11 protein-coding genes are annotated in these 13,890 nt (G+C 77.0%); 8 read left to right on the top strand and 3 right to left on the bottom strand.

The window, feature by feature from the left end; translation table 11 throughout:
- Window positions 1-85: 85 nt before the first annotated feature.
- Window positions 86-1,357, top strand: a complete 1,272-nt coding sequence (locus tag ACFZBX_RS00520) for a sensor histidine kinase (RefSeq protein ID WP_391530477.1) — start codon at window positions 86-88, stop codon at window positions 1,355-1,357.
- Between the two features lie 58 nt (window positions 1,358-1,415).
- Here the strand turns inward: ACFZBX_RS00520 and ACFZBX_RS00515 are convergent, their stop codons facing one another.
- Both ACFZBX_RS00515 and ACFZBX_RS00510 read right to left on the bottom strand, forming a co-directional pair.
- Complete coding sequence (locus ACFZBX_RS00515) at window positions 1,416-1,907, bottom strand: SUKH-3 domain-containing protein (RefSeq protein WP_391531019.1); 492 nt, start codon at window positions 1,905-1,907, stop codon at window positions 1,416-1,418.
- 143 nt (window positions 1,908-2,050) lie between these two features.
- A complete protein-coding gene (locus ACFZBX_RS00510; RefSeq protein WP_391530475.1) occupies window positions 2,051-2,515 on the bottom strand; it encodes a YwqJ-related putative deaminase in 465 nt (154 codons plus the stop codon).
- A gap of 390 nt (window positions 2,516-2,905) precedes the next feature.
- Here ACFZBX_RS00510 and ACFZBX_RS00505 point away from each other — a divergent pair, with 390 nt between their 5' ends.
- The 7 genes from ACFZBX_RS00505 (at window position 2,906) to ACFZBX_RS00475 (ending at window position 13,017) form a co-directional block, all read left to right on the top strand.
- Window positions 2,906-4,069 carry a Gfo/Idh/MocA family protein gene (locus tag ACFZBX_RS00505; protein WP_391530474.1) on the top strand — a complete coding sequence of 388 codons (1,164 nt, stop codon included), beginning with the start codon at window positions 2,906-2,908 and terminating at the stop codon, window positions 4,067-4,069.
- Entirely contained in the window at window positions 4,066-5,046 is a 981-nt protein-coding gene (locus tag ACFZBX_RS00500; RefSeq protein WP_391530473.1) for an NAD-dependent epimerase/dehydratase family protein, read from the top strand. The genes ACFZBX_RS00505 and ACFZBX_RS00500 overlap by 4 nt, the downstream gene beginning before the upstream one ends.
- 49 nt (window positions 5,047-5,095) lie before the next feature.
- The gene (locus tag ACFZBX_RS00495) at window positions 5,096-6,244 is read left to right on the top strand and encodes a DegT/DnrJ/EryC1/StrS family aminotransferase (protein ID WP_391530471.1); all 1,149 of its coding nucleotides are present in this window, start codon (window positions 5,096-5,098) and stop codon (window positions 6,242-6,244) included.
- A gap of 63 nt (window positions 6,245-6,307) precedes the next feature.
- A complete protein-coding gene (locus tag ACFZBX_RS00490; protein WP_391530470.1) occupies window positions 6,308-7,423 on the top strand; it encodes a DegT/DnrJ/EryC1/StrS family aminotransferase in 1,116 nt (371 codons plus the stop codon).
- A 155-nt stretch (window positions 7,424-7,578) separates the two neighbouring features.
- Window positions 7,579-8,580 (top strand): SMI1/KNR4 family protein, encoded by a 1,002-nt coding sequence (locus ACFZBX_RS00485; protein WP_391530468.1) that lies wholly within the window; start codon window positions 7,579-7,581, stop codon window positions 8,578-8,580.
- 69 nt (window positions 8,581-8,649) lie between these two features.
- A complete protein-coding gene (locus ACFZBX_RS00480; protein ID WP_391530466.1) occupies window positions 8,650-11,325 on the top strand; it encodes an SUKH-4 family immunity protein in 2,676 nt (891 codons plus the stop codon).
- A gap of 270 nt (window positions 11,326-11,595) precedes the next feature.
- A complete protein-coding gene (locus tag ACFZBX_RS00475; RefSeq protein WP_391530464.1) occupies window positions 11,596-13,017 on the top strand; it encodes a hypothetical protein in 1,422 nt (473 codons plus the stop codon).
- A gap of 65 nt (window positions 13,018-13,082) precedes the next feature.
- On the opposite strand, the gene ACFZBX_RS00470 is transcribed toward ACFZBX_RS00475, so the two are convergent.
- Window positions 13,083-13,751 carry a hypothetical protein gene (locus tag ACFZBX_RS00470; RefSeq protein WP_391530462.1) on the bottom strand — a complete coding sequence of 223 codons (669 nt, stop codon included), beginning with the start codon at window positions 13,749-13,751 and terminating at the stop codon, window positions 13,083-13,085.
- Between the last annotated feature and the right edge of the window lie 139 nt (window positions 13,752-13,890).

Genomic DNA, 13,890 nt, shown 5'->3' with positions numbered 1-13,890 from the left:
CTGCGGGAAGCCCGGCGGGCGGCCGCGCGCCCTCCCGGCGTGACCCGGTGGGGGCGGGCCCGGGGCGCGCCGTAGTCTGTGGGGCATGAGCAAGTCGCCTGGGGAGCGCATGCGGGACCGGTCGTCGTTCTTGTGGTGGCCGCGGCGGCGCAGCGCCCTCCTGGACGCCGGGCTCGCCGCCGTGGCGGCACTGGAGTGCGCGGCCAGCTCGATCGCCTACATCGGCAGCCGGATCCACCTCGGCGCGGCGGCCCAGATCGGGGTCGGGATGTTCGCCGCGCTGGCCGGCGCCACCCTGGTGGTGCGCCGGCGCTGGCCGGCCGTCCCGGTGGTGGTCGCGCTGCTCGTGATGCCGGCCGTGCCCAGCATGGTGCTGCTGCTGGTGGCGCTGTACACGCTGGCCGAGACCTGGGAGTGGCCCTCGCGCCGGCGGCGGGTGGTGGCGCTCTCGGCGCTCGCCTACGCCGAGACGGCCGGCGTCATCCTGATGTCGATGGCCAATCCCGGCGAACCGGTGGTCGACCAGCCGCCGTTCTGGGGCCAGGTGGTGCTGTCGCTGCTGATGGCGGCCGGCGCGACCGCGGTGCCGGTGGTGACCGGCCTGTACGTCGGTGCCAGGCGACGGCTGATCGAGTCGCTCCAGGACCGCGCGCACGGGCTGGAGACCGAACTGGACCTGCTGGCCGAGCAGGCCAGGGAGCGCGCCCGCCGGGCCCGGCTGGAGGAGCGCACCCGGATCGCCCGGGAGATGCACGACGTGGTGGCGCACCGGGTCTCGCTGATGGTGGTGCACGCCGGGGCGCTGGAGCGGATCGCCGCCAAGGACCCGGAGAAGGCGGCGCAGAGCGCCAAGCTGATGGGCGAGGTCGGCCGGCAGGCGCTCAACGAGCTGCGGGAGATCCTCGGCGTGCTGCGGATGTCCGACGAGCGCGGGCCGGAGCCGGACTCGCTGGCCGGGCTGCCGCGGCTGGTCGACCAGTCCCGGGCGGCCGGGATGGCCGTCACCCTGACCGTCAGCGGCAGCCGGCAGGAGTTCACCGGCGAGGCCGAGCAGACCGCGTACCGGGTGGTGCAGGAGGGGCTGACCAACGCGCACAAGCACGCCGGCGGCGCACAGGTGTCGGTGCTGCTGGCGTACGCGCCGAACGGCGTGCGGGTCAGCGTGGTGAACGCCTGCCCGGGCGGCGAGCGGGCCGCGGCCGCGCTGCCCAGCGGCGGCAACGGGCTGGTCGGGATGCGCGAGCGGGTGGTCGCGCTCGGCGGCACCTTCTCGGCGGGGCCGGAGCGGGACGGCGGGTTCCGGGTCGAGGCGGTGCTGCCGTCCCGGCTGGCGGTCCGCCAGGACCGGCTGGTCTAGGGCGCGTCCGACAGTTCCCGTCGGGGCGCGAACCGTCGGACGTGTCCTGGGCCCTCGCTCAGCCGTCCTCGGCGGTGCGCAGCCGTTCCGGGAGGGTGCCCAGGACCAGGGCCGAGATCGCCTGGTCGACGCCGTGGCCGAGGAACCACTCGCCGGTGTGGTCCAGGCTGTAGACCCGGCCCTCCTCGTCGATCGCCAGCAGCGCCTGCCCGTACGCCTCCTCGCCCAGCGGGGCGAGGCGGGTGTCCAGGGCGCGGCCCAGGTCGGCCAGGGTGCGCGGCTGGTGCAGGCCGCACAGCGGGTCGACCAGGAACGGCGTGCGGGCCAGCTGCCGGCCCGGCCCGGCCAGGTCGAAGGCGAGGCCGCCGAACTCGGCCCAGGCCTCCACCGCGGCCGGGAACACCGCGTGCTGGACGCCGGCCGGGCTGCCGTACCCGACCAGGGCGTCGGCCCACTCCTCGGCCTGCCGGATCTGCCAGCGTCCGGGGTGCCAGCCGGCCGCCTTGAGCTCGGCGGCGACGTCGGCCGGGAAGCGCGGGCGGGTGCGCAGCGCGGGACCGCCGGACGAGGCCGGCGGCGCGGTCGGGGTCGGGGAGGGGGCGGGCGGATTCAGGACGGGCTCCGGTGGCTCGGGGACGGGGGACGGGCGGTGCGCCGTACGGCCGGCGCGGGGGCGGCCGTCCGGCGGACCGGTCAGCCGGCGGCGGCCGGTCCGACCACCACGCTCTGGACGGTGAAGTGCTCCAGCAGCGGCGCGCAGGAGCGGCACGGCGGTGCGTGGGTGCCGTGCGCGGGATCGTGCTCCTCGCGGATCCGCACGGTGGTCAGCCGGGCGCCCTTGAGCGCCTTGCGCGCCTCGTGAAGGCTCATCGGCTTGCGGGCGGCGCGCTTGGAGCGCCGGCCGTCCACCGTGGTCAGGTAGCGGGAGAGCAGGACCGCCTCCGGGCAGCGGCCGGTGAAGCGCTCGCGGTGCTCCGGCGGCAGCGCGTCGAGGAAGCCGCCGACCAGCGGGTGCAGCACGGGGAGGCGGTCCGACTTGTCGCCGGCCAGGGTCTGCACCTCACCGCCCTTCAGCGACAGCGCGGCGGCGACGGCGGGCAGCAGGCTGTCGCGGTGGTGGTGCAGCACCGGCGGCCCGGCCGGTTCCCCGGTGGTCATGGCGCGTCGCCCTCCTCGTCGTCCCGCTCGTCGTCCGTCCGTCCGCCTCCCGCCCGGCCCTTCCGCCCGGCCCGGTGTGGCACGGCTGTCAGGGGCCAGCCTGTCAAATGACACTGACAACCGCACATCCGGGGGTCGGCGGGTGCGGCCGACCGGCGGGCGGGCACGCAATGTTGGCCGGATCCGCACGGCATCATCACCACTCGTCCCCGGGTTTCCCGAATCCGCCCCCGGGTCGCCGCGACGGCCGGTAGCGTTCCAGCAGCGAGCCCAAGGGGTCGGCCGGTCCGGTGGGGGTTTCCGGGGGGAAACGGCAACGCCCTTGCTCGCCATGGCCGTTGGGGCCGCCGGGGCCGGGGGGCCCCGATGCCTGGCAAGGGGGGTCTTGCGATGACGGAGACGGAAACCGCCAACGAGGCACCGGGTGAGCACGTGCCCACTCCGGGCACACCGCCGCCGCCCGCACCGGCCCGCCGGATCGGGATCGCGGTGGTCGGGGCCGGCTACTGGGGCCCGAACCTCGTCCGCAACGCGCAGCAGACGCCGGCGCTGCGCCTGCACTGGCTCTGCGACCTGGACGAGGCGAGGTCCCGCCGGGTGCTCGGCGAGTACAGCACCGTCCGCGCCACCACCTCCTTCGAGGAGGTGCTGGCCGACGACCGGGTCGCCGCGGTCGCGGTGGCCACCCCGGCCGCCGCGCACCACCGGCTGGTCCGGGCCGCGCTGGAGGCCGGCAAGCACGTCCTGGTGGAGAAGCCGATCACCACCTCCGCCGCGGAGGCCGCCGAACTGGTGGCGCTCGCCGACGAGCGCGGACTGGTGCTGATGTGCGACCACACCTTCTGCTACACCCCGGTGGTGCGCCGGATCCGCGAACTGGTGCACGGCGGGGAGATCGGCGACGTCCAGTTCTTCGACTCGGTGCGGATCAACCTCGGGCTGGTCCAGCCGGACGTCGACGTGCTCTGGGACCTCGCCCCGCACGACCTGTCGATCCTGGACTTCGTCCTGCCGCCGGGCGTCGAACCCGTCGGCGTCTCCGCCCAGGCGGCCGACCCGATCGGCGCCGGCCGGGCCTGCGTCGCCTACCTGACCGTCCGGCTGAGCAACGGCGCGCTGGCGCACTGCCACGTCAACTGGCTCTCGCCGACCAAGGTCCGCACCACGATGATCGGCGGCTCGCGGCGCACCCTGGTCTGGGACGACCTCAACCCGCAGGCCAGGCTCGCGGTCCACGACCGCGGCGTGGACCTCACCCCGCCCGACGAGCTGACCGACGCGATCCGCCACCGGGCGCTCATCTCGTACCGGGTCGGCTCGATGGTCGCCCCCGCCCTGGTCGAGCAGGAGGCGCTGCGCAACGTGATGGCCGAGTTCGCCGCCGCCATCACCGAGGGCCGCGCCCCGCTCACCGACGGCCGGGCCGGCCTGCGGGTGCTCCAACTGCTGGAGGCGGCCTCGCTCAGCCTCGAACTCGGCGGTGCCACCGTCCCGGTGGGCATCGGCCTCGACTCCGCACTGTCCGAAGCTCAGGAAAGGTCCGCCACGCGGTGAACGCTGTACAGATCGAGGGCTCCCGCTGCCTGGTCACCGGAGGCGCCGGCACCATCGGCTCCACCGTGGTCGACCAGCTGATCGAGGCCGGCGCCCGCGAGGTGGTCGTGCTCGACAACCTGGTCCGCGGCCGGACGGCCAACCTCGGCCACGCCGAGCGGATCGCCGCCCCCGGGCAGCTGCGGATGGTGGAGGGCGACATCCGCGACCGCGCGCTGCTGCGCCGGCTGCTCGAACCCGGCACCGACCTGCTGTTCCACCTGGCCGCGATCCGCATCACCCAGTGCGCGAGCGAGCCCAGGCTGGCGCTGGAGGTCATGGTGGACGGCACCTTCGACGTGGTCGAGGCCGCCGCCGAGGTCGGCGTCGGCAAGCTGGTCGCCTCCTCCACCGCCTCCGTCTACGGCCTCGCCGAGGTCTTCCCGACGCCGGAGACCCACCACCCCTACAACAACGACACCCTGTACGGGGCCGCCAAGGTCTTCAACGAGGGGCTGCTGCGCTCCTTCCACGCCATGGCCGGCCTGGACTACGTGGCGCTGCGCTACTTCAACGTGTACGGGCCCCGGATGGACGTGCACGGCCGCTACACCGAGGTGTTCATCCGCTGGATGGAGCGGATAGCCGCCGGGCAGCCGCCGCTGATCTTCGGCGACGGCGCGCAGACGATGGACTTCGTCTACACCGAGGACATCGCCCGGGCCAACCTGCTGGCCGCCGCCGCGCCCGTCACCGACCGGGTCTACAACATCGCCAGCGCGAGCGAGGTCTCGCTGCGCGGCCTGGCCGACGCGCTGCTCACCGCGATGGACCGCACCGACCTGGGCGTCGAGCACGGCCCGGCCCGGGGCACCGCCGGCGGTGTGGTCCGGCGGCTCGCGGACATCTCCGCCGCCGAGCGCGACCTCGGGTGGAAGCCCGAACTCGGCCTCGACGAGGGCCTGCGCCGGCTGGTCGCCTGGTGGCGCGAGCAGTAGCCCTCCTTCCCGTCCCCGACCACCCCTGAGCCACGCCCGGAGCGCGCCTGTGTCCAGCACCACCGTCCCGCCCACCATCCCGGTCATGGTGCCCTGGCTCGGCGAGGAGGAGGCCGAGGCCGCCGCCGAGGCGGTCCGCTCGGGCTGGGTGGCCCAGGGCCCCCGGGTCGCCGCGTTCGAGCGGGCCTTCGCCGGGTACCTCGGCGTCGAGCACGCCGTCGCGGTCTCCTCCTGCACCACCGCGCTGCACCTGGCGCTGATCGGCGCGGGCGTCGGGCCGGGGGACGAGGTGGTCGTCCCCTCGCTCTCCTTCATCGCCACCGCCAACGCCGTCACCTACGTCGGCGCGGTGCCGGTCTTCGCGGACGTCGACCCGGCCACCGGCAACCTCACCCCGGCCACCGTCGAGCCGCTGCTCACCGGGCGGACCAGGGCGGTGATCGCGGTCGACCAGGGCGGGGTGCCGGTCGACCTGGACGGCATCAGGGCCGCCGTCGCCCCGCGCGGCGTCACCGTCGTCGAGGACGCCGCCTGCGCGGCCGGCTCGGTGTACCGGGGCCGGCCGGCCGGCGCGGGCGCCGACCTCGCCGCGTACTCCTTCCACCCGCGCAAGCTGCTGACCACCGGTGAGGGCGGCATGGTCACCTGCCGGGACGGCGAACTCGCCGCCCGGCTGCGGCGGCTGCGCGAGCACGGGATGAGCGTCTCGGCCGCCGACCGGCACGCCTCGGCGGGCGGGGCGGGCGTGCTGGAGACGTACGACGAGATCGGCTTCAACTACCGGATGACCGACGTCCAGGCCGCCGTCGGCCTGGTGCAGCTGCGCAAGCTGCCCGCCATGGTCGCCCGGCGGCGCGAACTCGCCGCCCGCTACCGGGACCTGCTGGCCGGCACCGGACTGCGGCCGGTCGACGACCCGGAGCACGGCACCACCAACTACCAGTCCTGCTGGGTGCTGCCGCCCGACGGCGCCCCGGACCGGTCCGAACTGCTGGCCCGGCTCGCCGCGGCCGGAGTCTCGGCCCGGCGCGGCATCATGGCCGCCCACCTGGAGGCCCCGTACAAGGGGACCGCCCGGGTGCCGCTGCCCGCCACCGAACTGCTCACCCGGCGCTCGCTGATCCTGCCGCTGTTCCACACGCTGACCGAGGAGCAGCAGGACCGGGTGGCGGCCGCCCTGCGCGCCGCGCTCGGCTGAGCCCGGCCGCACCTCCGTCCGTCGCCCGCCATGCCCACCGACCGGCCCAGGGGAGACCACAGGATGACCACCGACCAGCCCGTCCCGCTCGTCGACCTCACGGCCGCGCACGCCGAGATCGAGGCGGAGGTCAGGGCCGGCTTCGACCGGGTGCTCGCCGGCGGCGGCTACGTCAAGGGACCGGAGGTGGCCGGCTTCGAGGAGGAGTACGCGGCCTTCTCCGACGCCCGGCACTGCGTCGGCGCGGCCAACGGCACCGACGCCCTGGAACTCGCCCTGCGCGCCCTCGACCTGCCGCCCGGCGGCGGCGTGGTGCTGCCCGCCAACACCTTCGTCGCCACCGCCGAGGCCGTCCAGCGGGCCGGTCTGCGCCCGGTGCCGGTCGACGCCGACCCCGACCACCTGCTGATCGACCCGGCCCGGGTCGCCGAGGTGCTCGCGGACGCCGTCGCGCTGCTTCCCGTCCACCTCTGCGGCCAGCTCGCCCCGATGGCGGCGCTGCTGGAGCTGGCCGACGGGCGCCCGGTGGTGGAGGACGCCGCGCAGTCCCAGGGCGCCCGCCAGGACGGCCGGGCCCGGTACGGCCGGATCTCCGCCACCAGCTTCTACCCCGGCAAGAACCTCGGCGCCTACGGGGACGCGGGCGCCGTCGTCACCGACGACGACGACCTGGCCGCCGCGGTGCGGCTGATCGGCGACCACGGCTCGGCGCGCAAGTACGTCCACGAGCGGTTGGGCTTCAACTCCCGGATGGACGCCTTGCAGGCCGTCGTGCTGCGGGCCAAGCTGCGCCGGCTGCCCGCCTGGAACGAGGCCCGGCGGGCCGCCGCCGCCCGCTACGACCGGCTGCTGGCCGGGACCGAGGGGATCGTCACCCCGCGCACCGCGCCCGGCAACGAGCACGTCTGGCACCTCTACGCGGTCCGGGTCGCCGCCGGCCGCGGGCGGCGGGACGCGCTGCTGGCCGCGCTGAACGCGGCCGGGATCGGCGCCGGCGTGCACTACCCGGTGCCGGTCCACCTCCAGCCGGCGTTCCGGCACCTCGGGTACCGCGAGGGGGCGTTCCCGGTCGCCGAGCGGGCCGCGGGGGAGCTGCTGACGCTGCCGCTGTACCCGCAGATCACCGCCGCGCAGCAGGAGCGGGTGGTGGAGGTGCTGGCCAAGGCCCTGGCGGCCTGAGCCGGCGCACCCGCCGGCCACCCCCCGGCCGCGTACCCGCCGTCCACCGGTCACCCACGGGCGCGGCGGGCGGGGGGCCGGGCCGCGGGCGCACCCCCTACGCTGGTTGCCGACAAGCGCACCGAGAACATGCAGCAGCCAGTGGGGGCTCCCAGATGACGACAGGTCGGCCCGGCGTCGCCGCCGCACCGAACGCGGCGTACGCAGGTCAGGTGGTGCAGTTCCCGGACCCGGTCCGCGCGGAGCGGCACCCCGCCGGGGTCAGGGTGGACGAGCACGGCTACCCGGACTTCGGCCCGTACGCCGCCGCGGCGGCCGAGGTCGCCGACCCGCCGGCCGGCTTCGGCGTCGACGAGCTGCGGCTGACCGACCACGTCTCGGCCAACGCCGCGCTGTTCACCCAGGGCCACCCCCTCTGGGCCGACCTGGAGACCGCCGTCGCCACCCCGCCCGGCTGGACCTGGCACCACGCGGTCGGCGGCGCCGCGCCCGGCTGGCGGCGGATGGAGCTGGTCCCGGTCGAGGTCAAGGCGCTGCTGCGGCACCACGGCGGCCTGGCCACCTCCTCCGCCGACCACACGCGCCGCGGCACCCGGCCGTTGCAGGAGAAGCGGCCGGTGCACTTCTCGCTCGCCAAGGACGGCGGCGACCCGATCGGCGTCTCCGAGGACCTCGTGCAGCGCGCCGAGGAGCGGCTGGGCCACCGGCTGCCCGGCGCCTACCGGACCTTCCTCAAGCTCGCCGGCGGCCGCGCCCCGGTCGGCGTGGCGCTCGACCCGGAGCTCGGGCTGCTGCTCGACCAGCCGTTCCTGACCCTCACCGAGGAGTACGGCACCGAGGACGTCGTCTACGCCAACAAGTGCCTGCGCGACCACCTCACCAAGGACTACCTGGGCATCGCCTACGCCCAGGGCGGCATCGTGGCGCTGAAGGTGCGCGGCGAGCGGGCCGGGTCGGTCTGGTTCTGCCTCTACGACGACGCCCGCGACTCCGGGGCGCCCGAGGCGGCCGAGGACCGGGTCGGGCGCCTGCTGCTGCCCTGCGGGGAGGACTTCGACGCCTTCCTGCTGCGGCTGGCGGGCAGTCCGGCTGAGCTGGAGACGGTCGCCGGGCTGATGGTGGACGGCGGCTTCGCCCGCGCCGTCCCGGTGGGCTGACGTGGCGTCCGCGGTGGTCGTCGAGGGTCTGGAACGAGCGGGGACGATGGGGACAGGGGTGAACCGGGCGTGGTGACGTACGCGCAGGCGCAGGAGCTCGCCGAGGAGTGGATCAACGGCGGGGTGCCGCAGGAGCGGCAGCGCGAGGTGCGGGTCCGGGAGTTCGACCTGGGCTTCGTCTGTTGGGCGGTGCAGCCCGGCGACGGTGCCGGCGGAGCCGAGGGGGAGGCCCGGCTGGTGATCGCCCGGGACTCCGGTGCGAGCACGCTCTGGCCCGCGCTGCCCGTCAACGAGGTGGTCCGGCAGTACGAGGAGGCCTACGGGCGGCCGGTGGCGGCCAACCCGGCCGGGGCGGCGCGGCCCGCGCCGGGGCCGGTCGAGGCGACGTCCTTCCTGCTCAGCCCGCCGCAGTGGCTCCAGGAGGCCGGCGAGGCGGCGCTCGCCGCGGAGGCGGAGCGGCTGGGGACGGGGGCGCCGGCGGCCGCCGCGCCCGCTGCGCCCGTGCCGCCGGCGGCTGCGCCCGCGCCGCCGGCCCCGTCGGTGGCGCCGCCCGCCGTGCCGCCGGTTCCGGTGGAGGCCGGGGACCCGCCCGCGCCCGCCGTCCTGACCACGCCGCCGGCCTCCGAGCGGCCCGCCGGGGACGCGCCGACCATGCTCGCCCCGCCGCCCGGCCACGACGAGCCGGCCGGCCCGCCCGCGCCGCACGCGGGTGTCGAGGCGGCCACCGTGCTGCTGCCGGACGGGCTGCGCACCAACGGCGCCGGGCTGCCCGGCGAGCCGCGGGCCGGTTCGGAGGCCGCCACCGTGCTGCTGCCGGAGGGCGGTCTGCCGGGGCTGGCGGGCCTGCCCGGCGCGCCCGTGCCCGGTGGTCCCGGCACCCCTGTGCCCGGGACGCCTGTGCCCGGGACGCCCGTGCCCGGGACGCCCGTCCCGCCGCAGGCCGCGGCGGTGGAGCCGGCGCCGACGCTGCTGGCGCCGCCGGACGGCCTGCCCGGTCTGGCGGGTCTTCCCGGCGCACCCGGCGCACCCGGGCCCGGCGGCCCGGGGACGCCCGCGCCCGGGACGCCCGTCCCGCCGCAGGGCGCCGCCGTCGACCACGCCCCGACCATGCTGGCCTCGCCCGACGGCCTGCCCGGCCTGGCGGGCCTGCCCGGCGCGCCAGGGCCCGGGGCCCCGGTGCCGCCGCACGCCGACGCGCCGGCCGGCGGGCTGGGCCGCAACCCGGCCTCCGCCCCGCCGCCGCCCCCGCCCGCGGGGCTGCGCGGCGGCCCGTCCGGCCCCGGTGCCGGCGCCGCTCCCGGCGCGCTGGGCCGCAACCCCGCCTCCGCCCCGCCGCCGCCCCCGCCCGCCGGGCTGCGCGGCGGCGCCGGTCCGGCCCCCGCCGCGGCCGGCGGCCGCAACGCCGTCAGCACCCCGCCGCCCCCGCCCCCGGCGGGTCTGCGGCCCGGCGCCGCCCCGGCCGCGCCGCCCGCCGCGCCCGCCCAGCCTGCACCGGGTGGCGGTGTGGCGTACGAGCGCACCCAGCTCGCCGGCGCGATCGACCCGGCGCTGTTCGCCGGCGCCCCCGCCGACCCGGGCACCCCGCCGTCCGGCGGCCCGGCCGTCCCGCCGCCGCTTGGCGCGGGCGCGCCCGCCGGAGCCCCGGGGGCCGGCTACGGCTACCCGGGCGGCCCCGCGCCCGCCGCCGCCCCGGCGCCCGCCCCGGCCCCGGCCCCGGCCGCCCCGCCGGCGCCCGTCCCCGGGCCGCCGCAGGGCGCCCCGGTGCCGCCCGGCGTGCCCGCCGTCGGCCCGGGTTACTTCGCCGCGCTCAGCTACCGCGGCCCGGACGGCTCGGAGCAGAAGCTGCTGCACCGCAGCGAGCCCGGCACCCCGCACCCGGAGTGGAAGATCCTCCAGGACCTGCGGCGGCTCAACGTGCCGCCGGAGCAGGTGCTGGAGCTCTACACCGAGCTGGAGTCCTGCGACCTGCCCGGCGGGTACTGCAACCGGATGATCGCCGCCTCCTGGCCGAACGTCCGGCTCACCCACACCGCCGACTACGGCCGCGACCACCACTCCCGGCAGGCCGGCATGGCCCAGCTGCTCGACCACCTGGACGAGCTGCACCAGCTGGCCTCCGGCCCGCAGCGGGTCCGGCCGCTGCGGGTGCCGCCGCCCGCGCCGGGCACCGTCGCGCCCCTGCCGCCGCTCGCGCCGCAGCAGCTCGCCCAGGAGCTCGGGCAGGCCTTCGGGCCGAACGTGTTCCGCTTCGAGCAGCGCGCGGTGGCCCGCCAGGGCGTGCCCGAGCCGGTGGCGCAGACGCTGATGTGGTCGGGCCTGCCGCGCGAGTTCGGACCGTTCTTCTGGGCGCAGGCCCAGGAGGGCCGGCCGATCCCGACGCTCGCCGAGCTGGCCGCCGAGCGCGGCCTGCCGGGCGGCCCGGACTTCGGCGGCTACCTGGTGCTCGGCAACGACTACGGCCGCCAGCTCTGCGTGCAGTACGGCACCGCGCACGTGGTCGCGGTGGACCTGGAAGGAACCGGCGAGCCCCCCCGGTTCGTCAACACGGGTGTACCGGAACTCGTCCGCTCCCTGGCCCTGCTGGGCCGGATGTGGCGGCTGCGGTACGGGCTGACCCCGGACCAGGCCGGTCGCTGGACGACCGACTTCCAGGCCCAGCTGGCCGCGATCGACCCGGCTGCGCTGCAGTCGGCGGACACCTGGTGGGCCGTGCTGCTGGAGCAGTTCTGGGACGGTCTGCTCTAAGCAGGCCGTGCCGGATCCGCGCAGGTGGCAGGGGGTCGTTCCGGTGCCCGGAACGGCCCCTTCGGCGTACCGCCGCGGCGGTGCCTCGTTGGGGTTTCGTCCACATCCGCGCAAAATAGGTCAAGAGGATGGTCGCAAGCGTCCATCCTCGACATGTTTCGATCCGCCCGATGCCCCAATCCCGACCGGGTTCCCCGACCTGGTTCCCGAGCAGACCGATCCGTCCGATCATGGGCTCCGCAGCCCGCGACACGAGGGGAAGAGCCCACCATGAGCGACGCCGTCCCCCAGTACGGCTTCACCGTTGCCCGGCGCGGTTACGCGCCGGAGCAGGTCGACCGAGCCCTGACCGCGCTCACCGCGCAGCGCGACGAGGGGTGGGAACGGCTGAGCGTGCTCGGTGCCGGACTCCGGGAGATGGAGCGCCGGCTGGCCGAGATCAAGCAGGCCGCCGCCGACGCCCCCGAGCCCGACTACCAGGTGCTCAGCGACGAGGCCGCCGGCCTGGCCAGGATGGCGGAGACCGAGGCCCGCGCCGTCCGCGACAAGGCCGAGCGGTTCGCCGAGGACCTCCGCGACGAGGTGTACGAGGCCGGCCAGGCGCTCGACCGCGCCGCCAAGGAGTACGCGACCACCACCCGCACCGAGGCCGACGCCGCCGCCCGCCGCACCGACGAGCGGACCAGGGCCGAGGCCGAGGCGACCCGGGCCGAGACCGACCGCGAGGTCCGGGCCGTCCGGGACGCCGCCACCGCGCACGCCGCCAAGGTCCGGGTCGCGGCCGCCGAGGCCTCCGAGCGGGCCGAGGCCAAGCTGGCCGAGCTGCGCCGCAAGGCCGACGAGATGTTCGCCGAGGCGCAGGCCGAGGCCGACGCCGAGGACGCGGCGGTCTCCACCACCGCCGAGCGGCGGGTCAAGGAGGCCGAGCAGTTCCGCGAGACGGTGCTCGGCCAGATCAAGCAGAGCGACGCCGAGGCGCAGGCCAGGGCGGACCAGCTGATCGAGCAGGCCCGGCGCGAGGCCGAGCGGATCAACGCGGCGAGCGAGCGCGAGCAGCGCGAGTACGCGACCAGGCTGGAGACGGTGCAGCAGCACCTCGACCACATCAAGGCGACGCTGGCCTCGCTCACGGGTGCGGCGGTCGGTGCGATCGAGCCCGCGGCGCTGGAGTCCGCGGCGCTGGACTCCGCCGGGCTGGAGGCCGTGGCGCTCACCGCCGGCTCCGGGCCGGCCGACGGCGCCCCGGCGGACGCCCCGGCGGACGCCCCGCCGGCCGACCGGGCCCCGGCCGACCGGGCGCCCGCGGATCGGGCTGCGGGGGACCAGGCCCCGGAGGACCGGGCCGCGGCGGTGGACTCGGAGGCGGACACCGGGGAGATCCCGCTGCCCGTCGTCGCGGACCCGCGGGCCGACCTGCGCAAGGATTCGGTCCCGGCGCCCGCCGGTGAGCCGGCCACGGCGGTGCTGAGAGTCACCCCGGGCCGGGTCGCCCCGGCCGCCGCGGTCGCCACCGGCCCGGTGCCGCCGCGCCCGGCCGGCCCGCCCGTGGTGGCGGCGGAGGCCGCCGAGGGCGCGGGCGCCGCGGCCGGGCGGCCCGTCGAGGAGGAGACCCGGATCATCCCGAAGATCGTGATCATCGACGACGGCAGCGACTACGCCACCCCGAACACGGTCGGCTACAACCGCCGCTGATCCGTCCGGCCCCGTCGGGCCCCGGGTGCCGTTCCGCGGCGCCCGGGGCCCGACGCGTTCCGTGCTCACGGGGTCGGACCGGCGTCCCCCTCGGTGAGCAGCCGGGTGAGCCTGGCGTCCTGGGCCCGGACGGCCTCGCGGTGGGACTCCAGGGCCGGGGCGTTGCGGTCGATCTGCTGGCGCTGGTAGCCCGCCAGGACGGTGAACCAGATCCCGGCCAGGTTGGTGCGGGTGGTGCAGTCGGCGTCGGCCCGGGCGGCGGCCAGTTCGGCGGGGGTGGTCTGCGGCGAGGCGCGGAAGCGGTCCGGGAAGGTCGCCGGGTCGTCGGCCTGGAATCCCGCGGCCGTCATGCAGCCGGCCCACTCGGCGGTCGCCGCGGTGACCCGGCCGTCCCGTCCGGTGGCGGCCATCGAGTCCGCGAAGAGCCGTCCGATGAGTTCGGCCCCCGGCCCCGGCGGCGAACCGATCCGTTCGGCGGTCTGCCGGTCGCAGTCGACCCGGGCGGCGTCGTAGGCCTCGCCGGCCCCGGCCGCCGGGGCCGCGCCCGCCGGGGGAACGGTCCGGGCGGGCGCGTGGAACCCCTGGACGCCCGCGGCCTCCGCCCCGAGGTACCCCCAGGCGCCGGCCGGCAGGGCGGTGGCGTTGTCCGGCGGCCGGGCCTGTTGCAGGCCGTCCCCGCTGAATCCGGCGTAACCGGCCCGGCGCATGCAGGAGACGACCAGCGCATTGCGCACCTGAATCTCCTTCACGGCGGCCTCGTCGCCGGCCTGATAAGCGGAAAGCGGAAGTCCGGTCATTCCGGCCCGGCCGGATTCCGGGGCTTTTGCCTGGTCGATCGCCGGCGGTGTCAGGGAGGAATCCGCGGAACCCCCT

Source organism: Kitasatospora sp. NPDC008115, from assembly GCF_042957205.1.
Classification (GTDB): Bacteria; Actinomycetota; Actinomycetes; order Streptomycetales; family Streptomycetaceae; genus Kitasatospora.
Note: the sequence above shows the minus strand (reverse complement) of the source record. Positions and strands in the feature narration are given on the sequence as shown.